23 protein-coding genes are annotated in these 25,474 nt (G+C 55.3%); 15 read left to right on the forward strand and 8 right to left on the reverse strand.

Features of this window, described 5'->3' with window-relative positions:
* Window positions 1–105 precede the first annotated feature (105 nt).
* On the forward strand, window positions 106–1,230 hold the full coding sequence (gene fni, locus E3E37_RS00560; protein ID WP_167715192.1) for a type 2 isopentenyl-diphosphate Delta-isomerase: 1,125 nt from the start codon (window positions 106–108) through the stop codon (window positions 1,228–1,230).
* On the opposite strand, the gene E3E37_RS00565 is transcribed toward fni, so the two are convergent.
* A complete protein-coding gene (locus E3E37_RS00565; protein ID WP_167714398.1) occupies window positions 1,227–2,321 on the reverse strand; it encodes a hypothetical protein in 1,095 nt (364 codons plus the stop codon). The genes fni and E3E37_RS00565 overlap by 4 nt on opposite strands.
* A gap of 154 nt (window positions 2,322–2,475) precedes the next feature.
* Here E3E37_RS00565 and E3E37_RS00570 point away from each other — a divergent pair, with 154 nt between their 5' ends.
* The 3 genes from E3E37_RS00570 to E3E37_RS00580 all read left to right on the forward strand — a co-directional run bounded on the left by E3E37_RS00570 (window position 2,476) and on the right by E3E37_RS00580 (window position 6,518).
* Window positions 2,476–3,798: an RNase J family beta-CASP ribonuclease gene (locus E3E37_RS00570; protein ID WP_167714399.1), complete on the forward strand. Its 1,323-nt coding sequence runs from the start codon at window positions 2,476–2,478 to the stop codon at window positions 3,796–3,798.
* 67 nt (window positions 3,799–3,865) lie between these two features.
* Window positions 3,866–4,897: a polyprenyl synthetase family protein gene (locus E3E37_RS00575; RefSeq protein WP_167714400.1), complete on the forward strand. Its 1,032-nt coding sequence runs from the start codon at window positions 3,866–3,868 to the stop codon at window positions 4,895–4,897.
* A gap of 91 nt (window positions 4,898–4,988) precedes the next feature.
* The gene (locus E3E37_RS00580; protein WP_167715194.1) at window positions 4,989–6,518 is read left to right on the forward strand and encodes an MFS transporter; all 1,530 of its coding nucleotides are present in this window, start codon (window positions 4,989–4,991) and stop codon (window positions 6,516–6,518) included.
* 47 nt (window positions 6,519–6,565) lie between these two features.
* On the opposite strand, the gene leuS is transcribed toward E3E37_RS00580, so the two are convergent.
* Entirely contained in the window at window positions 6,566–9,469 is a 2,904-nt protein-coding gene (gene leuS, locus E3E37_RS00585) for a leucine--tRNA ligase (RefSeq protein ID WP_167714401.1), read from the reverse strand.
* A 255-nt stretch (window positions 9,470–9,724) separates the two neighbouring features.
* On the opposite strand from leuS, the gene E3E37_RS00590 reads away from it, so the two are divergent.
* Together E3E37_RS00590 and E3E37_RS00595 are read left to right on the forward strand one after the other, a co-directional pair.
* Window positions 9,725–10,399 carry a DUF257 family protein gene (locus E3E37_RS00590; RefSeq protein WP_167714402.1) on the forward strand — a complete coding sequence of 225 codons (675 nt, stop codon included), beginning with the start codon at window positions 9,725–9,727 and terminating at the stop codon, window positions 10,397–10,399.
* A gap of 41 nt (window positions 10,400–10,440) precedes the next feature.
* Window positions 10,441–12,018: an amidohydrolase gene (locus E3E37_RS00595; RefSeq protein ID WP_371731660.1), complete on the forward strand. Its 1,578-nt coding sequence runs from the start codon at window positions 10,441–10,443 to the stop codon at window positions 12,016–12,018.
* Here E3E37_RS00595 and E3E37_RS00600 read toward each other — a convergent pair.
* Complete coding sequence (locus E3E37_RS00600) at window positions 12,008–13,078, reverse strand: Xaa-Pro peptidase family protein (RefSeq protein ID WP_167715198.1); 1,071 nt, start codon at window positions 13,076–13,078, stop codon at window positions 12,008–12,010. The genes E3E37_RS00595 and E3E37_RS00600 overlap by 11 nt on opposite strands.
* Before the next feature lie 127 nt (window positions 13,079–13,205).
* On the opposite strand from E3E37_RS00600, the gene E3E37_RS00605 reads away from it, so the two are divergent.
* Together E3E37_RS00605 and E3E37_RS00610 are read left to right on the forward strand one after the other, a co-directional pair.
* Entirely contained in the window at window positions 13,206–13,790 is a 585-nt protein-coding gene (locus E3E37_RS00605) for a 50S ribosomal protein L15e (RefSeq protein WP_167714403.1), read from the forward strand.
* 53 nt (window positions 13,791–13,843) lie between these two features.
* Window positions 13,844–14,857 (forward strand): hypothetical protein, encoded by a 1,014-nt coding sequence (locus E3E37_RS00610; RefSeq protein ID WP_167714404.1) that lies wholly within the window; start codon window positions 13,844–13,846, stop codon window positions 14,855–14,857.
* Window positions 14,858–14,903: 46 nt separating this feature from the next.
* On the opposite strand, the gene E3E37_RS00615 is transcribed toward E3E37_RS00610, so the two are convergent.
* The gene (locus E3E37_RS00615) at window positions 14,904–15,272 is read right to left on the reverse strand and encodes a type II toxin-antitoxin system VapC family toxin (RefSeq protein ID WP_167714405.1); all 369 of its coding nucleotides are present in this window, start codon (window positions 15,270–15,272) and stop codon (window positions 14,904–14,906) included.
* Between the two features lies 1 nt (window position 15,273).
* The gene (locus tag E3E37_RS00620) at window positions 15,274–15,504 is read right to left on the reverse strand and encodes an AbrB/MazE/SpoVT family DNA-binding domain-containing protein (RefSeq protein WP_014788401.1); all 231 of its coding nucleotides are present in this window, start codon (window positions 15,502–15,504) and stop codon (window positions 15,274–15,276) included.
* Window positions 15,505–15,610: 106 nt separating this feature from the next.
* Between E3E37_RS00620 and E3E37_RS00625 the strand changes: the two genes are divergently transcribed.
* Both E3E37_RS00625 and E3E37_RS00630 read left to right on the forward strand, forming a co-directional pair.
* On the forward strand, window positions 15,611–16,066 hold the full coding sequence (locus E3E37_RS00625) for an RNA-binding protein (protein WP_167715200.1): 456 nt from the start codon (window positions 15,611–15,613) through the stop codon (window positions 16,064–16,066).
* Window positions 16,063–16,737, forward strand: a complete 675-nt coding sequence (locus tag E3E37_RS00630; protein ID WP_088864137.1) for a Ribonuclease P protein component 3 — start codon at window positions 16,063–16,065, stop codon at window positions 16,735–16,737. Before E3E37_RS00625 ends, E3E37_RS00630 begins: the two co-directional genes overlap by 4 nt.
* Here E3E37_RS00630 and E3E37_RS00635 read toward each other — a convergent pair.
* On the reverse strand, window positions 16,734–18,059 hold the full coding sequence (locus tag E3E37_RS00635) for a TrpB-like pyridoxal phosphate-dependent enzyme (protein ID WP_167714406.1): 1,326 nt from the start codon (window positions 18,057–18,059) through the stop codon (window positions 16,734–16,736). The genes E3E37_RS00630 and E3E37_RS00635 overlap by 4 nt on opposite strands.
* Before the next feature lie 580 nt (window positions 18,060–18,639).
* Between E3E37_RS00635 and E3E37_RS00640 the strand changes: the two genes are divergently transcribed.
* Complete coding sequence (locus tag E3E37_RS00640) at window positions 18,640–19,641, forward strand: TIGR00341 family protein (RefSeq protein ID WP_167714407.1); 1,002 nt, start codon at window positions 18,640–18,642, stop codon at window positions 19,639–19,641.
* On the opposite strand, the gene E3E37_RS00645 is transcribed toward E3E37_RS00640, so the two are convergent.
* Window positions 19,638–20,084, reverse strand: a complete 447-nt coding sequence (locus E3E37_RS00645; protein WP_167714408.1) for a hypothetical protein — start codon at window positions 20,082–20,084, stop codon at window positions 19,638–19,640. The genes E3E37_RS00640 and E3E37_RS00645 overlap by 4 nt on opposite strands.
* A gap of 81 nt (window positions 20,085–20,165) precedes the next feature.
* On the opposite strand from E3E37_RS00645, the gene nikR reads away from it, so the two are divergent.
* Window positions 20,166–20,582, forward strand: a complete 417-nt coding sequence (gene nikR / locus E3E37_RS00650) for a nickel-responsive transcriptional regulator NikR (protein ID WP_088864141.1) — start codon at window positions 20,166–20,168, stop codon at window positions 20,580–20,582.
* 22 nt (window positions 20,583–20,604) lie between these two features.
* Complete coding sequence (locus E3E37_RS00655; protein ID WP_167714409.1) at window positions 20,605–21,015, forward strand: amino acid permease; 411 nt, start codon at window positions 20,605–20,607, stop codon at window positions 21,013–21,015.
* Here E3E37_RS00655 and rqcH read toward each other — a convergent pair.
* Entirely contained in the window at window positions 21,012–22,961 is a 1,950-nt protein-coding gene (rqcH, locus tag E3E37_RS00660; RefSeq protein WP_167714410.1) for a ribosome rescue protein RqcH, read from the reverse strand. The two genes, E3E37_RS00655 and rqcH, sit on opposite strands and share 4 nt — an antisense overlap.
* A gap of 129 nt (window positions 22,962–23,090) precedes the next feature.
* Between rqcH and E3E37_RS00665 the strand changes: the two genes are divergently transcribed.
* A complete protein-coding gene (locus E3E37_RS00665; RefSeq protein WP_167714411.1) occupies window positions 23,091–25,082 on the forward strand; it encodes a 1,4-alpha-glucan branching protein in 1,992 nt (663 codons plus the stop codon).
* A gap of 68 nt (window positions 25,083–25,150) precedes the next feature.
* Window positions 25,151–25,468, forward strand: coding sequence for a P-II family nitrogen regulator (locus tag E3E37_RS00670; protein ID WP_088864145.1), 318 nt, complete (start codon window positions 25,151–25,153; stop codon window positions 25,466–25,468).
* The last annotated feature ends 6 nt before the right edge of the window (window positions 25,469–25,474 follow it).

A 25,474-nucleotide genomic window follows, 5' to 3' on the forward strand; every position in this document is an offset into this window, starting at 1 on the left:
AATCCTGTATTGATGTATATAAGCGTTATCTGGGCTGTGGAGAAAATCCACCCGTGTTCCAAAAACCTCTTAACCCCTCGCTCCCTTCTCTCTCAGGTGGTTGGAATGGAGGCTTTTGATAAGGAAGAGCTCACGATCATCAGGAAGTTTGAGCACATAGAGCACTGCCTCAGGAGGAACGTTCAGGCTCATGTAAGCAACGGCTTTGAGGATGTGCACTTCGTCCATATGAGCCTGCCCGAGATAGACAAGGACGAGGTGGATTTGAGCGTCGAGTTCCTTGGAAGGAAGTTCGACTACCCGATTTTTATAGCCGGAATGACCGGCGGAACGAGGGGCTCTCAGCTCGCGGGCAAGATAAACAAGACCCTCGCCCAGGCTGCACAGGAGCTCAACATACCGATGGGCGTCGGCAGTCAGAGGGCCATGATAAGGAAGCCTGAAACCTGGGAGAGCTACTACGTCCGCGATGTCGCTCCGGACGTCTTCCTCGTCGGCAACCTCGGGGCACCGCAGTTCGCCGAGACGATGCCGGGGCGCTACGGGGTTGAGGAGGCCCTTAAAGCAGTTGAGACCATCCAGGCCGATGCTCTTGCCATACACCTCAACCCGCTCCAGGAGAGCGTTCAGCCGGAGGGGGACACGCAGTACCGCGGAGTGCTGAAGGCACTAGCCGAGCTTAAAGCCGAGTTTCCCTACCCGATTATAGCTAAGGAAACCGGTGCCGGCGTCTCGATGGAGGTCGCGATAAGGCTCGAAAGCATTGGAATAGACGCGATTGACGTCGGTGGCCTCGGCGGAACCAGCTGGAGCGCCGTCGAGTACTACCGGGCGAAGGATGAGATGGGCAGGAACTTGGCGTTGAGGTTCTGGGACTGGGGGATAAAGACGGCCATAAGCGTTGCTGAGGTTCGCTACTCAACGGATCTGCCGATTATAGCCACCGGCGGAATGCGCGACGGAATAACGATGGCGAAGGCCCTCGCAATGGGTGCAACCTTTGCCGGCGTTGCACTGCCGCTCCTTAGGCCGGCTGTGAAAGGTGACGTCGATGGAGTAATCAAAGTCCTCCAGCGCTACATCGAGGAGATACGGAATGCCATGTTCCTCGTTGGGGCCAAAAACGTCGAGGAGCTCAGGAAGGTTCCGCTTGTCTTCACGGGCTTCACTAGGGAGTGGCTTGAGCAGAGGATTGACCTGAAGGACTATCTAACGAGAAGAAGACATTAAATGACTGTTTGATCTTTGTGTTTCTTTATTATCCCCTCTATCTCCTCTGCAATGTCATTATAACCATGTGCTCTTAAGACTCCTGGATAATAATGCAAAATGAGAGAGAAAAACTGGGGGAAAACTTTGTTTTTGATTTCATCTGGAGCTTCCTGTATCCTTTCTAGTACAATATCTAATTCCAAAAGAACTTGAGAAACACATCCTTTAGCGTTAGGGTACTTTGGTAGTACAATCAGTATTAAAGTGGGCAAAATTTCTTGGAAACCCTTTCTAATCCATTCAAGAATCCATATTGCTTCGTCTTTGCTTATTCTCTTGGCTTCAAACTGGTCTATCGTGTACCATGATAAACTTCTGAACTGATAACACAATCGCTCAATGAATTTTAATTTTTGCTCAAGGGGATCTTTTTTGCCAGAGTAGTCTTCACTCTCAATTTCATCTGTCATTTCTTTTGTCATGTCTTGGATCTCGTCATTAATATGTGTAAGGAGGTAGAGTGTTGCCTCAACATTTTGGGTTTGTATCGTTTTTTGGGCTACTCTAAAATATATTCTAAGAGCATCTTCTCCGTAACTGTAAGAGAAAGGGAATATCTTGAATAATCTTTCAAAAAGATTCCTGGGATAGAACAGTTTAAATAAATGTTTGAGGAGGATTATAAGTGCAATGACATTAAACGTTGCCCAGCCAGCAATTAAGCCGCTTATGGGTATCGAGAGATGTTGGGTGTTGAGCATCGTGGATGCAATCCACTCAGATTTTCCTATCGATACAATGGATACGGAGATTAGTAACAATGTTGAGGAAAGTATCAACCAGAGTTCACGACTTTTAAAATATACCTCATAGATCACCTCTGAGTAGTCCCTTGTTAGTTGAATCCCCACAACCACGATTGTGAGATATATCCCTATGAGAGCAGCTTCTACTTGAGCGAGTGCACTTAGAAAATATCTTACATTGTCGGTACTAGTGAACAAGCTCCATTTTGATATAATCGCAATTACAATAATCGAGAACAAAACTGGAATTAGATATGTATCCAGCACTACATTCTGTAGCTTATCTTTTATATCTTTTATCATAACGCTTAATTTCTGGATACACAAGATTAAAGGATTTCGGTTTGGAATGGTTCGAATCCAAGGTGATGCACACCTTTTTAAACCCCTGCCAACAACTAAGACCAACGCAGCCCCACGCCTCAGGAGAGGCCTGGGGGCGTAAGGAGGAATAGACATGATAAAAATCTACACAGTTAGCGGTTACGAGGAAGTAGGCAAGAACATGACCGCCGTCGAATACAACGGCGAAGTTGTTATAATCGACATGGGGATAAGGCTTGACCGCGTTCTCATTCATGAAGACGTCAATATCCAGCAGTTTCCCACGAAGGAACTTCAAAAATTGGGTGCAATTCCTGACGATTCATCAATACGGAACAGGAAGGTCGTCGCGATAACCTTCACCCACGGCCATCTCGACCACATCGGAGCCGTCGCGAAGCTGGCTCCCCATTACCCGGATGTCCCGATATACGGCACGCCCTACACGATAAAGCTCGCGAAGGGCGAGGTCAAGAGCGAGCAGTACTTCGAGGTCAAGAACCCCATGTACGAGACAGAGTACGGCGAGATAGTCCAGGTGAGCGAGAACCTGGCGATAGAGTTTGTGAGGATAACCCACTCCATCCCGCAGTCCTCTATGGTCGTCGTCCACACCCCGGAGGGTGCCGTGGTTCACACGGGCGACTTCAAGTTTGACAATAACAATCCCCTCGGCGAGAGGCCGGACTACAAGCGCCTGAGGGAGCTCGGCAAAGAGGGCGTTAAGGTTCTTATCCCTGAATCAACGCGCGTTTCCGAGCCCACCAAAACGCCGAGCGAGGCGGTCGCCCAGATGCTCCTCGAGGACTTCTTCCTCTACGAGGGAATGGAGGCTGACGGCCTTATAGCGACCACCTTCGCCAGTCACATCGCCCGCCTTCAGGAGCTCATATGGATAGCCAACAAGATGGGCAGGCAGGCCGTTCTTGTGGGCCGCTCGCTCGCCAAGTACACCGGCATAGCCAAGCAGCTCGGTCTCATCAAGATGAAGGGTGCCAAGGCGGTGAGGAGTCCCAACGCGGTAAGGAAGGTTCTCAAGGAGGTCTCCGGGGCGAGGGAGAACTACCTCCTCATAGTAACGGGCCACCAGGGTGAGCCGGGGGCCGTTCTTACCAGGATGGCCAATGGGGAGCTCTACGACATCGGCAAGCGCGACACCGTCGTCTTTTCAGCGGGGACGATACCCAATCCCTTAAACAGGGCCCAGCGCTACGTCCTTGAGACGAAGCTCAAGATGAAGGGCGTTAGGATGATAAAAGACCTTCACGTCTCCGGCCACGCCAGCAGGGAGGACCACCGCTACCTCCTTCGGTTGCTCAACCCGGAGAACATAGTGCCGGCACACGGCGACTTCAGGATGCTCACCCACTACGCCGAGCTGGCGGAAGAGGAGGGCTACCTCATAGGCAGGGACGTCTTTGTATCGAGGAACGGGTACATGGTCGAGATAAAGTAGGGTAAAACTGATAAAGAGTTGCCCTACTTTTCCTTTAGGTTGCTTTCATCGTTCACGGGGTGATATGATGGGGAAGTACGACGAGCTGTTTGCAAGGGTTAGGGAGCTTGTAAAGGACGTTGATAATGCTATATTCGAGCTTATCCCTGAGAAAGAACCAAGAGAACTGTACGAGGCCGCGAGGCACTATCCACTCGCCGGAGGAAAGCGCGTCAGGCCCTTCGTGGTTCTCCGCGCCGCCGAGGCCGTGGGGGGAGACAGGGAAAAAGCCCTCTATCCAGCGGCCGCAGTCGAGTTCATCCACAACTATTCCCTCGTCCACGATGACATCATGGACATGGACGAGCTGCGCAGGGGAAGACCGACCGTCCATAAGCTCTGGGGAGTGAACATGGCGATTCTGGCTGGAGACCTGCTCTTCACCAAGGCCTTCGAGGCGATAGCTAAAGCCGAGGTTAGCCCCGAGAAGAAGGAGAGAATCCTTAACGTTCTGGTCAGGACATCCAACCTTCTCTGCGAGGGCCAGGCCCTTGACATCGAGTTCGAGACCAGGGATGAGGTCACCGTTGACGAGTACCTCAGGATGATAAGCGGCAAGACCGGGGCGCTCTTTGAGGGCTCGGCCGAGATAGGCGCGATAGTCGGGACGGATAACGAGGATTACATAAAGGCCCTCGCCAGGTGGGGGATGAACGTCGGAATAGCGTTTCAGATATGGGACGACGTTCTCGACCTGATAGCGGACGAGGAGAAGCTTGGAAAACCCGTCGGAAGCGACATAAGGAAGGGCAAAAAGACGCTCATAGTCAGCCATTTCTTCAGCAAAGCCAGCGAAGAGGACAAGGCCGAGTTCCTCAAGGTCTTCGGCAAGTACGCCGGCGATGCCAAGGGAGACGCCTTGATACATGATGAGATGGTTAAGGAGGAAGTTGCCAAAGCCATTGAACTCCTCAGGAAATACGGGAGCATAGACTACGCGGCAGAATATGCCAAGAACCTCGTTAGGGAGGCCAACGAGGGCCTGAAGGTCCTTCCGGAGAGCGAGGCGAGGAAAGATTTGGAGCTGCTGGCCGAGTTCCTCGTCGAGAGGGAGTTCTGATTTCTGCCTCCTTTCTTTGATTCTCCCATCAACGGGTTCTCATACAAAATCTTATAACATCACTTCCCCTAATTATCCTCTGGTGAACAGCATGGGACAGTCCAAATGGGGAGTTCTTATGATCATGAGCGCGGCGCTCTTCATTATGTTCATCGACACCACGATGATGAACGTTTCTATCAGCGCCCTTGTAAGGGATCTTGACACAACCGTGGCCGGCGTCCAGGGTGCGATAACGCTCTACGCCCTGGTCATGGCAGCCTTCATGATAACCGGCGCAAAGCTGGCCGACATCTGGGGTACAAAGAAGGTCTTCTTCCGCGGACTGGTTATATACACAATAGGAACGCTTATGGCCGCCTTTGCCCCCAATCTCGCCGTTCTTCTCCTTGGGTGGTCAATCCTGGAGGGCATCGGCGCCTCGATGATGATGCCGGCGACGGTCACCTACATAACCAAGGCCTACACCGGCAAGGACAGGGCCTTCGCCTTTGGCGTCTGGGGTGGCGTCGGCGGTGCCGCCGCGGCATTCGGTCCGATTATTGGTGGTTTCTTCACGACATACATCACCTGGCGTCTCGGCTTCTTCATGGAGGCCTTCATAGCGGCGGGAATATTCGCCTACATGAAGATACTCTCCGACTACAGGCCGGAGAGGAAGGTGAAGCTCGACGTGGTCGGGGCGGCGCTCGTTGGCATTGGTCTGTTCCTGCTCACGCTTTCCGTCCTCATTATGGATCCCCTATCCAACCCGCCGGTTCTGCTCCTCATGGTCGCCGGCCTGGTGGTGCTGGCGGCATTCTGGAAGTACGAAGAACGGAGGAAAAGCAGGGGCGAGGACATTCTCATAGATGTAGACATCTTCAAGTCCAAAATCTTCACCGCGGCCAACCTGGTGAGCATCTTCTTCCAGATAACGCTCGCGGGCATAATGTTCACAATCCCGGTTTTCGTCCAGCAGTACCTCCACTACAACGCCATCCAGACCGGTTTTGTCATAGTCCCTCTCTCGATAATGATGTTCATATTCTCCATGAGCGGCCAGAGGTTTTTGAAGTACCTCACCCCGAAGCAGATAATCCAGCTCGGAATAGCCCTCACCTTCGTAGGCCTCTACCTCCTCCTCCGCGTCCTCAAGCCCGGGGTCGAGGGAAGCGACTTCGCCCTCGGCCTGGCCCTCTACGGAACGGGCTTTGGGCTTATATTTTCCCAGATAACCAACCTGGCAATGATGGGTGCAAAGCCGGAGCAGCAGGCGGACGCTTCGGGAATATTCAACGCTCAGAAGCAGTTCGGCCTGTCCCTCGGAACGGCCTTCATCGGTGCCGTCCTCGTCCTTGGAGTCATACACAGCATAACGAGGCAGATCTACGAGTCGGGCCTCTTTGAGGGGAACAAGGAGCAGATAAAGGAGGCCGTCATCCAGTGGATAATTAAGATGCAGCAGGGCGAGCTGAACATTCCACCGGAGTACCACGACATTGTTGTGAAGATGGTGAACGCGTCTTTCATTGACACGATGAAGGTGGCGGTAATCTTCATGATGGGCATCCTCGTCATCAGCGCCCTGCTTTCATTCCTCCTGCCGAAGGGGGAGAAGGCCGTCGAAGAAGCTGCCTGAGAGTGAGCAAAGAGGTGTTCAAAAGGGTAGGAAAAAGAAAGCAGAGGTCACTCAACAAACACCGCCGGCTTCAGCGGCATCGCGGCCTTCTTCTTTCCTCCTTTGTCCTCCTCCGGGTTGATGATTATCTCGATGCCGAGCTCCTTTTCCATGAACTCCTTCGCCTCTCTCAGGGCCTTCTCCTCGTCTATGCGCTTGACCTCAAAGGCCCTCTCCTTGATGAGCTTCTGGATGAGCCTGCTTACCTCCTTGCCGCGCTTCCTCATCTCCGGGTCTTTCATCAGCTCGGCCATAGCTGACTTGAAGTCCTTCTTTTCTGAGACCACTTCCACAACGCGCCACTTCCACTCCGGGGCGGTGTAGACGTAGGCCCTCTTTGGCTCCTCTATCCTCGCCACGCGGATTATCTCCTTGATGTCCTCGATGAGGGCCTTGACGAACTCCTCCTCCGCCTCGACCGTCTCGTTCCACCACTCTGGAACCGGCTCGGGCCAGGGAGCGAGACTCACGAACCCTTCCCCGCCGAGCTTCTCCCAGAGTTCCTCGCTGATGTGCGGGGTGAACGGCGCCATGAGCCTGACCCAGATTTCTGCGAGCTTTCTGAGCACGTAGCGCTTGGCGGTATCATCTCTTCCCTCCGTCCGCCTCATGTACCAGCGCAGGTCGTTGAGAACGCTGTAAAACGCCCACTGCACTGCCGTCCTTGTCCTGAACTCTTCGAGGGCTTTGGTGGCTTCCTCGATTGCCTTGTTCAGCCTGTGGAGCATCCAGCGGTCGATGTCCTTGAGTTCGACATCTTCCTTTGCTTCATAGCCCGCGAACTCGCTTACCAGTTCGTAGAACCTCTCGACCTGCCTGCGGAGCTTTCCGACCTCCTTCCTGCGCCAGTCAAAGTCGCTGTCGTGCTCAGCTAAGCCCATTATGTAGAGCCTCACCACATCGGCACCGTTCTCTTCAATGGCATCAATGAAGTTCAGAACGTTGCCCTTGCTCTTGCTCATCTTGGTGCCTTCCAGTGTTCCGAAGCCGTTGACGGCTATTCCCTTCGGCCAGTGCTCCTTCCTGAATATCGCCACGTGGTTGAATATGAAGAACGTCAGGTGGTTCGGTATCAGGTCCTTCGCCGAGCAGCGCCAGTCGAGCGGGTACCAGTACTCGAACTCCTCCTTCATTTCATGGATAATCTCCGCTGGAATCCCGGTCTTCTCGGCCAGCTCCTTCTCGCGCTTCTCGCTGAACTCCTCCAGGAACAGGTAGTCGAAGAACTCCCTGTCGAGCTTCTCCGGGTCGAGCCTACCCTCCTCGCGGAGCCTGTTGATGTGCCTGCTTATCGTGTAGTAGGCCATGTAGATGGTTGAGTCGCTCAGGCTCTCGATGACCCAGTCGGGATCCCACGGGAGCGGCGTTCCCAGGCCGACTTTTCTCGCGCAGGCCTTCTTATCGAGCCACTCTATCACCGCCTCGAACTGTGCGCGCCTGCTCTCTGGATAAATCGTCATCTCCGCCAGGGCTTCCCTCGCCTTCTCCTTCCACTCGGGGTTGCCGTAGTCGATGAACCACTGGTCGTGGATTATCTTGATGACGGCCTGGTTTCCGAAGCGGCTTATCACGGGCTTCTCGGCGAACTCGTACATTATCTCGGCCCTTCCGCTCTCTAGCAGCTCCTTAGCTATCAGGTCTTTGGCCTCCTGGACCGTCTTGCCGGCGTAGGGCTCTATCTTGAAGATGCCCTTGTGGTACTCGGCCTTGTAGATGTTCTTTGTCGCTTCCTCAAGCTTCTCAACGTCCTTCTGGCTCTTCACCCCGAGCCTCTCAGCCTCTTCCACGGCGGGGAAGTCGCCGTAGCCTTCGAGCCTTATCAGTGAGATGTAGCTTATCTCCTCGACCACGCGCGGGTCTATGTCGTACTTGAGCAGGAGCTCGGTCTCCTTCTTCAAATCCTCCAGGGCCACGTGGTCGAAGGGAGCGTGAGCCGGAACGCTCATGACAACCCCAGTCGCGTTGTCCGGGTCAACGAACTCGGCCGGCAGGATTATGACCTCGTCACCGGTGACGGGGTTCCTCACATACCTCCCGATAAGCTTCTCGCCCCTGAACTCCTCGATGACTTCAATCTCCCTGTCCTGGAAGGAGAGCTTGTAGGCTGCCTCCTTGCTGATTATCCAGGTCTCTTCCCTTCCGTTGCGCCTGACTTTCGCCTTGACGTAAATCGCCTCTGGGTTCAGCCACATGTTGGTTACTCCATAGACTGTCTCCGGCCTCAGCGTAGCGGCGGGCAGGTAGATTTCCTCGCCGTTCTCCTCCAGTATGAACTTGATGATGACGTAGTCCAGTATCTGGACGTCCTCGCCCTCCATTATGTCGTGGTCGCCGAGAGGAGTGCCGACAACCGGATCCCAGCGGACCCTGTGGGCGCCCTTGACGACCAGCCCCATGTCCCTGAGCGTCCAGAACTGCCACTCAATGAACTTGCTGAAGGGCGGGAAGAGGCTTGTGGTGTGGAACTCGCGCGTCCAGTCAACGGAGAAACCAGCCCTTATGAAGGTCTCCTTCGCGGCCTTCATGAAGTACTTGACTATCTCCCTCGGGTCCTCGAACTTCCAGAGGATTTCCTCGGGAACTTTGTATACGTCGCGGTAGATGTGTATCGTCTTGGGGTCGCGGTTCTTGATGCGCTCGGCGATTCCTACTATGGGTGCGCCGGTGATGTGCCAGGCCATGGGGAAGAGAACGTTGTATCCCTGCATTCTCTTGAACCTGGCGATAACGTCGGGAATCGTGTAGGTTCTCGCGTGGCCGACGTGAAGGTGCCCCGAGAGGTACGGGAAAGCGACCGTTATGTAGAACTTCTTCTCTTTCGGTTTCTCATTTGCCTTTGGTTCAAAGGCCTTCTCTTCCAGCCAGCGCTTCTGCCACTTCTTCTCAATGGCCTTAAAGTCGAGCTCAGCCATGGCTATACCTCCTCAGAATTTTTTCAAAAGAGCGTGAGCGATACTCCAGAATAGGGGGGTTATCGGGGAAATCAGTCACAGGTGAAATCCAAGCCCTGGAGAAGGCACTCCCCCCTCATTGGCATCGGAGCGAGTAGGATTCCTTATATTTAAATCTTTTGTCGGACTCGTCCGGTTCTCTTCGTTTACTTTTTGGCATCTTCCGAACCAAAGTTGTTATATATCTTGGGTTCGTCGGGTTAAATTGGTGGGGTGATGGCCGTGGGTAAACTCGGCGAGGTGTTTCAGTTCCTGGATTCCGTCGGATTTGGAGAAACCGTACTGATAGAGTACACCTCACCCAACTACACCCTCGACTTCATGGTGCTCCTTCTGAAACGATACGCCGATGACAGGGGTCATCCGTTCGTCGTCGATGATAACTTGGATACGCTCCATGTAATCAACGAGCATCTCAGGTTCTTTGGGGTGAGGGGTATTTTTGACGATGCCATCGTTCTGAAGACCGGAGGGGTCGTGAACGTAGGAAAGGTCATTGATAGGGTGAAGGTGGAGAGTGAAGCCTCTATTTATCTGCGTAGATACGAAGAAGCAAGTGCCAAGGCTTTTTCTAACCTGGAAGGGTCTATAAACGTTGTCATTGGACTGGAAAAACTCTTCGCTTTCGTTGACAACTACCGCAACTTCTATGAGATGATATCCAGCATAGACCGGTTCCTGGGAAACAGGAAAAGAAAAGCGTTCTACCTGCTTGACAGGAACATCTGCGAGATGATACCAATCAACCCGCTTCCAGAACTTGAGAAGATCGCGAGCACATTCCTGGATGTTCAGTTCGACGGCACCAGGCTGATAGGGAAAATACACAAATCCCCGGACATTAGGATGATAGGATGGGAGATAGAGGTCTCGGTTGAGGACATCCTCTGACGCTTCGAAACCCTTTTCTTCCGTTTTGCCATCTCTATTCGGTGGTGTGTTTGAAGCATGCCTTCATAAACGGAAATGTCTACGTTTCATTCCGTCCGGTCCGGCGCGTTGAAGCGTTTTTGGTCGTGGACGGGAAGGTGGCCATGCTCGGGAGCACTGAGGATATCCTCAGGACAGCCGGGGTTCTGGGGGCAGGGGTAACCGACCTCGGCGGAAGAACCGTTCTGCCGGCTTTCATAGACTCCCACATGCACCTCGATGAGCTCGGCGAGTACCTTAACATGCTCGACCTCAGGGGAGTGCGGAGCATCGGGGAGCTCAAGGAAAAGCTCAGGGAGTTTGCGGAGGGAAGGAGGGGCTGGCTTCGCGGTCACGGCTGGGACCAGGAGCTCTTTGAGGAAAAACGCTGGCCCACCCGATGGGACTTGGACGAGGTGGTCAGCGACAGGCCGGTCATGCTCTCCCGCGTCTGCCTCCATGCGGCGGTTCTGAACACGAGAGCCCTGGAGGAGACCGGTCTGATCGACTGGGACTCCGAGGACGTTATCAGGGACGAAAGCGGGGAGCCCACGGGCATAGTGAAGGAGGAGGCCTTCAGCGTTGCCGTGAGGAAGTTCGACGAGATGATAGGCGAGGAGGAATACGCTGAATACCTGCTTCAGGCTGCTGAGTATGCCCTCTCCAAGGGCGTAACGACTGTGGGCTTCGTCAGCGTTGGCGAGAGAGCCCTGAGGGCTCTGAGCAGGCTTGAGGCCGAGGGAAAGCTGAGGCTGAGGGTGAGGGCTTACCTGAACCCCGGGGAGGAGCTTGAGGTTCTGGAGTCCCTTGAGAGGCTGGGGATAAGGCGCGGCTTTGGTGGGGGAATGCTCAGGATAAACGGAGTCAAGGTGCTGGCGGATGGCTCCCTCGGGGCGAGGACGGCGTGGCTTTCGGGCCCTTACAGTGATGCGGATACGAACGGGCATCCCAACGTGGGTAAGGAGTGGCTCGAGGCTGTGGCGAAAAGGGTTCACAATGCCGGCCTTCAGATGGCGGTTCATGCGATAGGAGACGCCACGATGGACATGGTTCTCGACGTCTATGAGTCCCTGGGGGACGTTGAAAGGGCCGGCCACAGGATAGAGCACGCATCCATAATGCGGTCCGACCAGATCGAGAGGGCGAAACACCTCGGAGTTAGACTCTCCGTACAGCCCCACTTCGTGCTCACGGACTGGTGGGTCATTGAGCGGGTCGGAGAAGAGCGTGCAAAGTGGGTCTATCCGTTCAAGAGCATTGCTAAGGCCGGGATTCCCTTCGGACTCGGCACGGATTCGCCGGTGGAGCCCCTGGATCCATGGGAGACTGTCTACGCCGCGGTAACGCGCGGAAAGTACGAGAACCTTCCGCTGGCGGCACTAACCGGGGACGAGGCGCTTGGCCTTGAGGAGACCCTCCATGCTTACACGGCCGGCTCGGCGCAGGTTCTGATGGATGAGGAGCTTGGAACACTCGAGGAGGGAAAGCTGGCCGACTTCATAGTGGTTAGCACTGACCCGTTTGAAGTTGATGAGAAGGAGTTGAGAAGAATCCGGGTTCTTGAGACGTACGTTGGAGGGGAGAGGGTTTTCAAAGCCTGATGAGCTCCCTCTCCGCTCTGGTGAGTCTCTTTCCTTTTCCATCGAGCACCGCCACGTCGTCCTCTATGCGAACCCCTCCGAGGCCGGGGACGTAGATTCCAGGCTCTATCGTGAAGGTCATGCCGTTTTCGAGGATGGTTTCCCCATTGGGGCCGATGTATGGCTCCTCGTGCACATCCAAACCGAGTCCATGTCCGGTTCTGTGGGTGAAGTACTCACCGTAGCCGGCTCTGGCTATGGTCTCCCTGGCCGCCCTATCGACTTCCTTTGCCTTTGTTCTCTCCCTGACCGTCCGATAGGCGTTCTCCTGGGCCTCCCTGACGACCTCGTAGATCTCAACCAGCCTCTCGCTGGGCCTTCCAATGGCTATCGTCCTCGTTATGTCCGAGCAGTAGCCCTTCCACCTGGCCCCGTAGTCGAGTATCACCATGTCCCCCTTTCTCAGCCTTCTGTTCCCCGGCTCGTGGTGGGGGTTTGCCCCGTTCTCCCCGCTCGCCACTATCGGCTCGAAGGAAATCCCGTCGCTGAGCTCCCTTACCGCCAATTCTATCTTCAACGCCAGCTCACGTTCGCGCATGCCGAGGAGGTCCCAGCTCAGTATCTCGTCGAAGACTCTATCTGCTGCCTTGGCAGCGTGCCCCATCATCTCTATCTCGTGCCTGTCCTTCCTCATCCTCAGTTCTCTGATTACAGAGCTCAGGGGATGGAACTCGAAGGGGCCGAGCCGTATTACCCCTATCAGCCAGTCCGCCCTCATGGTGTCCTCGATGAGAAGTCTGCCCTTCGAGAGATGGAGCTCCGCTAAAATCCACGCGAGCTTGTCGTAGGGGTTCTCCCCGTCGCGCCAGAACGTAACCGGGAAGTTCCTGACGACGTTTTCGTAGAGACTCGGAGCCAGGAGACGGTAGTCGCCGTCGGCGCTCACGACGAGGACGGTCAATCTTTCCCCTGCCTCGTGTATCCTCAGCCCGGTGAGGTAGTAGAGGTTCGTCCCGGGGCTTATTAGAGCTCCATCGAAGCCCCTCTCCTTCATGAGTGAGATCAGTTTCTGAAGGCGCATCCGTTTCACCGTACTAACTACTCCGCAAGGCTTAAAAACTCAACCTCGAACCCCGACCGACTGGGCGGGCTTGGCCCGCGGGATGTTCCCGTAAGGGAGAACCACAAACTCGGAAGGAGGGAACAAGATGGGAATGTACAAGTACATTAGGGAAGCCTGGAAGAGCCCGAAGAAGAGCTACGTTGGGGACCTTCTCAAGGTCAGAATGATAAAGTGGCGCCGCGAGCCTGTCGTTGTCAGGATCGAGAGGCCGACCAGGCTCGACAGGGCTAGGAGCCTCGGCTACCAGGCCAAGCAGGGCTACGTCATGGTTCGCGTTCGCGTGAGGAAGGGCGGAAGGAAGAGGCCCAGGTGGAAGGGCGGAAGGAAGCCGAGCAAGATGGGTATGGTCAAGTACAGCCCGAAGAAGAGCCTCCAGTGGATAGCCGAGGAGAAGGCCGCCAGAAAGTTCCCGAACCTTGAGGTTCTCAACTCCTACTGGGTTGGCGAGGACGGAATGTACAAGTGGTTCGAGGTCATCATGGTGGACCCGCACCACCCGGTCATCAAGGCCGACCCCAAGATCAACTGGATAGCCGGCAAGGCCCACAAGGGAAGGGTCTTCAGAGGACTCACCAGCGCCGGCAGGAAGAGCCGCGGCCTGAGGAACAAGGGCAAGGGTGCCGAAAAGGTCAGGCCCAGCATAAGGGCCAACAAGGGCAAGGGCAAATGAGCCCTTGGTTCCTTTCTATTCTCTTCCAGGACGGGCGGTAGAGGGACAACGTAATGCCCATGGCAAAAGGCATACCCTTTAAGGTGTTCATTGGCTTTTTTGTCCTCACGCTTTTCCTGCCTATTCCCTCGGTTTCTGGGGCGTATTCGGGCGTGAAAATCACTACCAAAGTTGTTCCCGGAGACGATGATTTTTTCGTTGAGACCTCTGCATACGGTGTCTACCATCCGGGCGACACCCTAAGTGCTCCCAATCTCACCGAGGACGAATTTCCGTGGCAATCCTTCATGTTCTACGTCTCCAATGGGAGTTCGTACATTGTATGGCGGGGGGACTTTTCATCGAAGTTTCACGGGGCTTTCTACTCGAACGGCTCCTGGTATCTCCTTCTTCAGGGCGGCTATCCTCTCCTCAGGATAGATGGGAAGCCATTCTCACGGACTTATCCTTACAATTCAACATACACCTCGATAACGGTTTACAGAATTGAAAACGGATGTATAGAGCCAACATGGGTTATTCCCGCCTCGTCTCCTGGGGTTTTTGGCTCCGCAAGATTGGAGAACAGCACCATCATTATGTCATCATATTCCCAGGCTTCTGGGAGGGGATTTGTGGTAAGGGTGCCCTTAAAATCCTTTGAGAGATACATCTCAATAACCAACGCTTCTGCCTTTGCGGATTTGCTCTCGGCTGTAGGATTGCCCAACGGCAACGTTATTATCTTCTTTTCGGAGCTCTACTATTTCAGATCAAACGGGACAGTCTATGGAGGAATGTTTAGGAACGGCGGGTTCATCCCGATTTTTAGGGGAAACGAGACATACATTTTCCTCTATAACGGCTCCCTCAGTGCGGTTCCCATTGTGAGGGTGGATCTCAACCTCGGGAAAGTTTTTCCCGAGATCACAGCTCAGTACGAGCTCCGCACCTGCTACCAGAAGAACTCCACAGAGGTGCCGGTTTCCAGAACTCCCGCCGGGACGGCTTTATTGAGCCTTGGCATCGGCCTTGTAACTGGAACCATCATCGGATACCTGCTGAAAGGGTGGAGAAGGAAAAGTTAATGCGCAGGATGATGAGTTAGGCTCTTGAGGAGGATGCGTGGTTCCCTTATTCTTCCCGACTTTCGAGCTTTATCCTTTTGATTCCCAACTTGTCAAAGGCCTTGTCAAAGCTGATTATCGTCCCGCCGCACTTTGCCGCGTGGAGGGAATCGAAGGGATTGAGGCCGTGCTCCTTCATGTAGTAGGCCGCCCTGAGGTAGGCCTCATCTTCGATGTCCGTTATCGCCATGACTGCGGCCATGAGCTTTACCGGGTCGAGGCTGAACTTCTTCGAGAGTATCAGGAGTTCCATTAATGTCGCCTCGGAGGTCGTTATCTGACCCCGGTACCTCTCGTAGATTTTCCTGGCGTTTTCCTTGAGCCAGTCGCTGGGTTTCAGCAGGGCAAGGAAAAGATCTGTATCTGCGTAGACCATCTCACCCACCCGCGAGCCTCTCCGCTTCCTTCAGGATTTCCCTCCTCAGCTCTTCGATCGGAACGTCGGGGAGGCCCTTCCCGAGCTCTTCGAGTTCCTTTACCGGATCATCGGGCTTTGGGACTATGAGTATGCCATCATCGACCCTGACCAGGTAAACCTCCCTCGGTAGGTTTTCCCTGAGCTCCTTGGGGAGGTACAGCCTTCCCCTTGAATCCACCCTTGCCAGCATTTTCCCACCATTAGCTAATTAGTAGGATTCTATTTAAGTTTTTCCCACCAACGCGCGCGGCGGTTACCTTTTAAAGCGCGGCATCGAATCAACCCCGGTGAGGGCGATGGGAAAGATTAGAGCACACCACGTCAGGATAACCACCTTCATTCAGGCAACCGAAGACGAGGACAAGGTTCTGGAGGCGATAGCGACCTTCATCCCCGATGAAATAGACGACGATGACGTTCTCTTCGACGTGGACGATACCACAGGCTTCTTCGGGAACCCAATTAAAGTGGTGAACGTCGAGATAAAGCGGAGCAGGGCGGTGAGGGCCTTCCTCGACCACTTCAGGGAACTGTTGAGCGAGGACGACAGGCGCTACCTCCTGGAACACCTTGATGAGAAGGTCGACGAGGAGGGCACCCTCTACGTCCGCTTCAACAAGCAGAAAGCGTATCTCGGCGAGCCGGAGATAGACGAGGGCGGCGACACCATCCAGGTCAGGATAAAGGTCAAGGCCTTCCCGATGAGGAAGGAGGCCGTGATGAAAGCCGTAAGGGAGTGGCTGGAGGAATGAGCGGGGAAGTGGAAGAGATCTCCTTCTCGCGCGAGCACTTCATCGAGATGGATGTGAGGAGCGAGGAAGCCTATGAGCTGGCCAAGGAGTGGTTCGACGAAGTGGTTTTCACGAAAAAGCTGGTTCTCGAAAGCTCTCCGAACTGGAGTGAGCTCAAAGAGGAGCTCAGGCTTCTCCGCGAGAGGTATGGAAGGGTGGCCCTTCTCATAGTCACGAAAAAGCCCAGCCTAATCCGCGAGGTGAAGAACCGCAACTTAAAGGCCCTCATCTACGTCCAGGGCGGAGATATGAGGGTGAACCGCTTTGCGCTGGAGAGCGGCGTCGATGCCCTGATAAGCCCCTGGCTCGGGAGGAAGGATCCCGGCTTCGACCACGTCCTGGCGAGGATAGCGGAAAAGCGGGGGGTTGCAGTGGGCTTTTCGCTCTCCCCCCTTCTCCGCGCGAATCCCTACGAGAGGGTTCAGCTCCTCCGCTTCATGGCGAAGACCTGGGAGCTGGTCAGGAAGTATCGCGTTCCCCGCTTCCTCACGGGCTCGGCTGAGAGCAAATGGGAGGTTCGCTCGCCGAGGGACTTGATGAGCCTTGGGATAAACATCGGAATGGAAATGCCCGAGGCGAGGGCGAGCCTGAACTTTCACCCCTTAAAAATTCTGAAAAAGTTTGAAGATTAACCCCAGAGGGCCGGGAAGTGCTCGGGCTCGTAGTCCTCCAGCTTTCCGTCGAGGTAGTCCTCGTAGCCCTTGAGGTCGAGCAGTCCGTGCCCGCTGAGGTTGAAGAGGATGACCTCTTCCTCCCCTTTCTTCTTCGCCTCCAGCGCCCGGTCGATGACGCCTTTAATGGCGTGGGCGCTCTCCGGGGCGGGTATTATGCCCTCAGTTTTGGCAAACACCTCTGCAGCTCTGAAAACCTCGTTCTGATGATAAGCTACCGGTTCGACCAGCCCGTGGTTTATGAGCACGCTCAGCGTCGGGGCTAAACCGTGGTAGCGAAGTCCCCCGGCGTGGATCGGCGGGACGTAGTAGGTGTGGCCGAGGGTGTGCATCTTCATCTTTGGGGTGTAGCCGCCGGAATCGCCAAAGTCGTACTTGTAAACGCCGCGCGTCATCGATGGGGCAGCTTTGGGCTCGACCGCTATGAACTCGTAGTCGGCCTTTCCTGCCAGGACTTCCCTGGCAAAGGGGTAGGCAAGGCCTGCGAAGTTGCTTCCACCACCGACGCAGCCGACTATCACGTCCGGCCCCTCGAACTCCTCCATCTGCTCCATCGCCTCAAGGCCAATAACGGTCTGGTGCATGAGCACGTGGTTCAGAACGCTCCCGAGGGCGTAGCGGGCCTTTTCGTCCCTCAAGACGTCCTCAATGGCCTCGCTTATCGCTATCCCCAGCCCGCCTGGGTGGTTCGGATCCTCAGCGAGGAACTTCCTGCCTATCTCAGTCCTGTCGCTCGGGCTCGGATAGATCTCGGCACCGTAGAGGCGCATTATCGTCTTCCTGTAGGGCTTCTGCTGGTAGCTCGCCCTCGCCATGTAAACGCGAACCTTCAACCCGAGGAGCGCTCCGGCCAGACTCAAGGCGGTTCCCCACTGTCCTGCTCCTGTCTCGGTGACGAGCCTCTCTATCCCCTGTTCCCTAGCGTAGTACGCCTGGGCCAGGGCGGTGTTTATCTTATGGCTCCCCGTCACCGTTGCCCCCTCGTACTTGAAGTAAATCCTTGCCGGCGTTCCGAGGGCCTTCTCAAGGTTCGTGGCCCTGAAGAGCGGCGTTGGGCGACCGATTTTGGCGTAGAGCTCGCGAACCTCCTTCGGTATCTCGATGTACCTTTCCCTGCTCATCTCCTGCCTTACGAGCTCCTCCGCGAAAATCCTCAACAGCTTCTCGGGCTCCATCGGCTCCTCCGTCTCCGGGTCGAGGGGCGGTGCCAGCTCCTCAGGGAGGTCCGGCAGGATGTTGTACCACCTCTTGGGTATCCTTGAATCAGGCAGAACGGCTTTCATTCCAACACCTCCTTGGTTTTGAGAAGTCCCAAAAACGAGGGAATAACGAGCGTGAGGACTAAGCTAAGGGTTTTCCCGCTGGAGGGGCCAAAAGCAATCCCCCCTCATGCTAAGGTCTCCAAAAACGATCCCGCCTAACCGCTATCCCAGGTCTCAAGAAGTGCCCGCTAGAGCCAAAAACAATCACTCCTGACACCCATGGTGCATCACTAACCAGATGCACTCTTCCTTTAATAGGTTTTCGGCTGGTTTTCTGGCAGTTGGACGAAAAATTGATGGAAGGGAGGGCCTGGAGCGTCACCGTGACTGGGTCAGGGCCCCCACTGCCACCAGCCGTACCTGAGGACGAGGAACGCTATCCCGACTCCGAGAACCATCAGCACCAGCAGGATGGCGGCGAGTTTCTTCTTGTCCTGGGTTTCCATGGTATCACCTCTAACAACTCCCCCTGCCGATTATAAAAACCTTCCCGACCGTCGGGACTGAAAACCCGTTTCCACCAATCACAGAGACGTTAGGGCGACGGAAATTTGTTCCGGAAATGTTATTAGGCCGGAAGGCCCAGTAAACCTGATGTCTCATGCTGCGCCTTGAGGTCTACTGCAACGAGGGTGAGGGGGAGAGGGTGGCGGATGTTCTGGGCAAGTGGAACCTCCAGTTCTACACCGAGGAGGTGCAGGGCAATGGACGCCGTGCCCTCAGGTTCACGGCCCTGGTTCCCGATTTCGTGATCAACGACGTCGTTGACGAGCTGATGAAGTCCATAGACCTCCGAAGGGGGCACGCCTCGATAACGTGGACGCCGGTTAGCGGGAAGTCTGTGAAGTACGCAAACTCCGTGAAGTCCCTCAGGAAGTTTCGGCGCCGCTGGAGCCTGGCAGCGATAGAGGGGCTCATTGAGAACGCCAACACCCAGGCCCGGGTTGACCCAATCCAGCTCACCCTCGGCGCCGTTGCCTCGATCATAGCCCTCTTCGGCCTCATCAACGACAGCATAGTCATGATAATCTCGGCCATGTTGCTCTCGCCGATACTCGGCCCTCTCTACGGCTTCTCCATCAACATCGTTATGGGTAAGGGCCGGGATGCCCTTGACGCGGTTTCCTCAATCCTGAAGCTCCTCGGCGTCATCTTCACCTCTGCCCTTCTGGTGTCCATTGCTCTCAGGTTTGCCGGCATTATGCCAGCCGAGCCCACCCACGAGATACTCGTCCGCGGCGAATCCGGACTGGTTTACATACTCCTCGCGATAATCCTGGGTTATGCAGGAATAGTCGCCATAGTTAGCAGGATTCCCGAGATTCTCGCGGGGGTTTCGATAGCGGCCGCGCTCGTTCCTCCAACGACGGTGGTTGGGATATCCCTCGCCATGGGCTGGTGGGATGTTTTCGGGGGCTCGCTCGTTCTGACAGTGGAGAACGTTCTCGGCCTCCTCAGCGGCTCACTTCTTGGGCTCTATATCCTCAACGTCTCACCCAGGAGCTACTATGAGAAGAGGGCTGCAAAGTTGTATACGAAGAGGACGATGCTGGTGCTGGCAGTTATGATCGCCGCTCTCACCCTCGTGGAGCTCCTCAGTTAGGCAACTTCCGTCTGCTCGTATACCGTCTTTCCTTTTCTGTGTTTGACCAGGAGACCGTAGAAGAACTCCTTCATGTCAGGAGCCATCTCATCGTCGAGGAGAAGGTCCGCCCGGCCGGAGTATTCTCTCTCGGCCTTCGTTATGAGAAGCGCTATCTGGGGGGTAAGATGCTCCAAGAGAACCCTGACGAGTTCTGGGTAGACTTCCCCCTCCAGCTCCTCGTCCGATTCGATGCCGAGATACACGATGAAGCCTTTCATCTGGACCGCAAGGACGAACTCGTCCTCGCTCAGCTCGAAGAATGAGAAGTTATAGCCCCTTGACTCTGTCCTCGCCAGCAGAACGCCCCTTATTGAGAGGGTCACCGGCTCATCGTCTATCTCGAACACGAGGTCTTTGGCGAGTTCCCTGGTGGCTATGGCGTACAGCTCCTCGATCGGCATGGGGCTATCTCCATCCGCGGAAATAAAAGGCTTTCGCGTCACGTTTTTAACGATGATGTCCAAAGAAATTACGGTGGTGTCATGAAGATCACGCGGTTTGGGGTTTCGGTTCCCGATGAGCTGCTTGAGAGGTTCGATCGCATAATCAAGGAGAAGGGTTACGTTAACAGAAGCGAGGCAATAAGGGACATGATGAGGGACTTCATAGTCAGACACGAGTGGGAGGAAGGTGACAGGGAGGTGGCCGGTACAATCACAATAGTCTACAACCACGATGAGGCCGATGTTGTGAAGGAGCTGCTTGACCTTCAGCACGATTACGTTGACGAAATAATCTCAAGCCTCCACGTTCACATGGACGAGCACAACTGCCTTGAGGTCGTTGTGGTCAAGGGCAAGGCCACGAGGATAAAGGAGATCGCGGAGAGGCTGATAAGCCTGAAGGGGGTAAAGCACGGCAAGCTTGTGATGACGACCACGGGGAGGGAGCTGGTTTGATAAAATTTGAGGGGTGGCGAAGGTGAGGCTCTTTTCCTTCCTTTCATCCCTGCTGGTCGTGCTCTCCTTCGCCCTGCCCTGGTTCCGTTTTGACGATGGGGAGATAACCTTCATGGGAATTCTCCGTGAGGTTCTGACGATTCCCAGTGGATTCGAGGGAGCCTTTTGGTGGCTCAACCCCCACAGCACCGCTGGCATGTTCACCTTCATAGCGTTCTTTGCCGGGATATTCATGATACTCGTGGCGGTGCTCTTCGGCGTCCTCGGGGGCAGACTCGGACCCGGAATAGGCACCGTCGGGATGTTCGTCTTCACAGTGGTTTCATGGCACGTCTACGGCTCCGGCTACTTTGGAATCTTGGCGGAGGGCTACGTTATAGCCCTGCTCAGCTTTGTGATAGGCTTTGTGGTTGCGGGCGGCGAAAAGCTCTAACCAACGACCTCGGCTATTTCACCGTTCCCCGGTGGCAGGACGGTCATTACGTCCTCTTCCCTCACCCTGTAGCCCCACTTTTCGAGGATACGCTTTATCCTCTTCACCAGCTCGCTCTTTTTCAGTGAGCCGGGACGGATTACGATGTACCTGTCCGTGTGGGCCTTAATCGCTTCTACCGGAGCGCAGACGACAAAATCTTCCCCCTCGTAGTTTATCACACCCACCGCGAGCTTGAGCGGAAGTCCGTGGAGCCAGTTCCTCTTGCCGTAGACCATGAAGGCCCCCTTGCCGAGGTACTCGCCGCTCGGCGTCTGCTTGGTGACCTGATTAGGATAGGCCCAGTAGGCATCTTCGCTGTAAACCCCCCTGCTCCAGGCCTTGCTCATCGAAACCGCGAACTGGCAGGCCTCGAAGATGGTCCTTTCGCCAGCCTTCTGGCCGTCCTTGATGACGACGTGGGGAGCGCCGTAAACGTCGGCGTGGCAGTAGAGGTCGTTCTCCCCCATGTGCCTCTTTATGAGAATCTCGTTGGTGCTCGCGTCTTTGCCTGCTAACACCAGAAATCCCTCGCTCGAAATGAACCAGCGGAACTTCTCGAACCACTTCTTCTTTCTCCTCTCTATGCGCTTGACGTTGAGCTCCTTCTTCATCTCCTCCTCTATCAGCCTCTCCACCTCGTCGAGTTTCCTCTTCGTGTCCTCGTAGGCTTTCAAAGCTCCCTCGTGCTTGTGCCTGAACTTCTTGGCCTTCTCGTAGTAGAGCTCGGCGTTCTCGCCTATGCTCCTGTTGAGGTAGAGCTTTACCCTCTTCCCTTCCAGTTCTATCGTCACCGCTTTCTCCCTCGGGTCGGTTCCCTTCACCATGAGCGCCGCCCTGTTGCCGGCCTTCTTACCCTCCTCGATTCGCTTCTTGAACTCCTCCCAGCCGAGCCTCTCGGTGGCCTTCCTGAACTCGTCGAGGAGCCTTTCAATTAAAGCGTAGTTCGCGTAGATGAGGTCGCCTATCTCCTGGTTCTCCCGCATTGCCTGCTCAAAGCCCTTCAGCATCTCCTCCTGCTTCCTGAGCGTCATGAGGAGCTGCCTCTTCTTCGCCTCTAACCTCTTCGTCTGCTCAAGCCTTGCCTTCTCGATGGTTATCCTTCCGAAGTACTCGTCGAGGGCCTCGCTGAAGGTGCTGAAATAGCGCTTCTCAAGCCCCTCGTATATCCTCAGCTCTATCGGGACGACGTCGTGCATGTTTCCATCCTTGAAGACTATGTTGGGCCTCGGTTCATCGTTGAAGGTTTTCACCATAGCTTCGTAGACTCTCCTCAGGTCTTCGTCGCTGAGTTCCTTAACAGGCGTCGTCTTGTCGAAGCCGGCCCGTATAGAGATCTCCTCCGCGTACATGCCGCCCATGTTGAGCTTCCTAGCTAAGGCGCGCACGAGCTCAAGCTCCTCCTCGCGCATCAGCTCCAAAAACCGCTCAAAGCTCACCTCAAGCGGGTTCTCTCTCGCGGGGGGGTACTTGTATTCTGCCTTCGGCTTTATCGCCCTGTCCTTGTACTCCTCGTAGCGCAAAGCTGCAACGATTCTGTTCTCTGAATCCACGAGGATCACGTTCCCCCTCCGGAAGAGCTCGCCGATGAGGGTGTACTCCCCAACGCGGATCTTTACAATCCTGTCAAAGCCGTGCTGTTCTATGGTATCGATGAAGCCACCGCTGAGATGCTTCCTGAGGAGCATGGTGAAGCTCGACGGCTGCTTTGGAGCCTCCTTCACGTAGCTCGTGAGGTGGAACCTCTTGCCGGCCTGGAGGATTAAGTCAGCCCTCCCCTCCCTCGTTCGAAGTTTTATCCTGATCTCGTCCCCGTCGTGGTAGACCTTATCAACGCGAGAGCCGACCAGCCACTGGAGTTCTCTCACGACGTAGCGTATATCAACTGAACTCATTTCCTCCTTCATTTTCCCACCCCTTCCGGGTTGGCGCTCCACCCTTTAAACCTAACCGGTGTCCTCAAGTGTTCACGGGCTCAACCCTGTCCCGGATAAGGTTAAATACTCCAAGTGCGATAACACTCCCGGTGATACAGAATGAAAGGCCACTTCACTTTCGTCCTCCATACCCACCTCCCTTACGTTAGAAAGCACGGTAAATGGCCCTTTGGGGAGGAGTGGCTCTACGAGGCCATGAGCGAGACATACCTTCCCCTGCTCATGGAGTTCGAGCGCCTCCGCTCCTCGGGGGTCAGGTTCCAGCTCGTGATTAACGTGACGCCCGTCCTGGCCGAGCAGCTGGCCGATGAGTACATCAAGGCCGAGTTCGAGAGGTACCTCCTCAGGAAGATTGAAGCCACCGAGGAGGACCTGAAATCGGGCAGGTACAACGAGAGAGCTGTCAAGGCTTCCCTCGACCACTTCAGGAAGGTCTACGACTACTGGAAGGCCATCAACGGGGACATAGTGGGCAAGCTCCGCGAGTTTCAGGATGCGGGCTACATTGAGATAATAACCTCAGCCGCGACGCACGGCTACCTCCCGCTCCTCGGCAGGGACGAGGCGATAAGGGCCCAGCTGGCCAACGGCGTGGCAACCTACGAGAAGCACTTCGGCAGGAGGCCGAGGGGGATATGGTTGCCTGAGTGCGCCTACCGGCCGGCCGGAGAGTGGGAGCTGCCCGGTGGAAGGAGGGTTAAGAGGGCCGGCATAGAGAAGTTCTTGGAAGAGTTCGGCATCGAGTATTTCTTCGTGGAGAGCAACCTCATAGACGAGGGTCCCGTAACGAGGGGCTACGGTGAGATTCCCCTCTACGAGGGTGATAAGAGCACCCTCAGGCCCTACTGGATTAAAGGCTCCCGCGTGGCAGTCTTCGCCCGCAACAGGGAGACAGGCCACCAGGTCTGGAGCGCCCACTACGGTTACCCAGGCGACTTCTGGTACAGGGAGTTCCACAGGAAGGCACCAAAGAGCGGAGGCCAGTACTGGCGCGTGACGGGTAAGGACGTTGAACTCGGTGAAAAGGAATTCTACGACCCCGAGAGGGCGATGGAACGCGTAGAGGAGCACGCGAGGCACTTCGTGGGCCTGGTCGAGAGACTTCTGGCCGAGTTCGAGGAGGAGACGGGCGAAAAGGGCATAGTCGTCTCGCCCTACGATACCGAGCTCTTCGGCCACTGGTGGTTCGAGGGGGTCAAGTGGCTCGGCAGGGTTCTTGAGCTGATGGCGGAGAGGGGAATAGTCACCACGACGCTCTCCTCCTACCTCGACAACTACGGCGGCGAGAGGTACGAGATCGAGCTGCCCGAGGGCTCGTGGGGGGCCAACGCCGACCACTCCACCTGGTGGAACGCGGAGACGGAGTGGACGTGGGAGCACGTCTACCGCGCTGAAGATAGAATGGTAGCGCTGGCGAGCCGCTTCTACGGAAAAGACCGGCTTGGCGACAGGGTGATAGAACAGCTGGCAAGGGAGCTTCTGATCCTCGAAGCCAGCGACTGGGAGTTCCTCATAACCACCGGACAGGCGAGGGGGTACGCCGAGCGCAGAATACTGCTCCACACCAGGGACTTCCACAGACTGGCCAACGAGCTGGTGAGGTACGTGAAGACTGGGGAGATTGAAGTTAAGCTCCTTGAGGAGCTGGAGGAGAGGGACAACGCCTTCAGGCCGGTGGTAGTGGCTCACTACGTGAGCGGGAATCCTCCAGAGCTTGAGGAGTTCGTGGAGCCCCCTGAGGTTCCGCAGGAGAGAACTGAAAAGCCAGATGAAAGGCCAAGGGAAGTTGCGGAGAGAGCCTATGCCACCGAAGTAGTCAAGGAGATGGCAGTTAAGCCCTCAAGGAGGACTATAAAGCGGGTGAAATCCAGCGGGATTGAGAAGCGCAGGCTGGTGAGAAAGAAGGACTCCGGCGGGGCCGGGAGTGACCTTCTCAGGATAAAGGGCATCGGGCCGAAGACGCTGGCAAAGCTTCAGCGCGCGGGGGTGTACACCACCGAAGACCTCAGGATGGCAAACATTGAAGAACTGGCCAGAAAAACGCGCATTTCGCCAAAGAGGTTGCGGAAGTTCCTGGCCCAGATTTCCTGAATTTTACCCCTTTTATTCCGTTTCGAAAGTCTTTTCTGGAGTTTCGACAAACCATCTATGTGGTTGCCATGAAAAAGGTTGAGGCCATTATCCGGGGAAACGATTTCGAGCGCGTGAAGAACGCCCTCAAGCAGATCGGCATAGTGCCGTTAACCGCATATCCCGTGCAGGGAAGGGGAGTTCAGGGAGGCGTTCCACCCTACGACCTCCTGCCCAAGATGAAGATAGAGATCGTTGTGAAGGACAGAGACCTTGAAAAGGTAGTTGACGTCATCGTTAGAAACGCAAGGAGCGGAACACCAGGAGATGGGAAGATATTTGTAATCCCTGTGGAGGACGCGATCAGGATAAGGACAGGGGAGAAGGGCAACGAAGCCCTCTACTGAGGGCTT

Source organism: Thermococcus sp. ES12 (assembly GCF_012027515.1).
Classification (GTDB): domain Archaea; phylum Methanobacteriota_B; class Thermococci; order Thermococcales; family Thermococcaceae; genus Thermococcus; species Thermococcus barossii.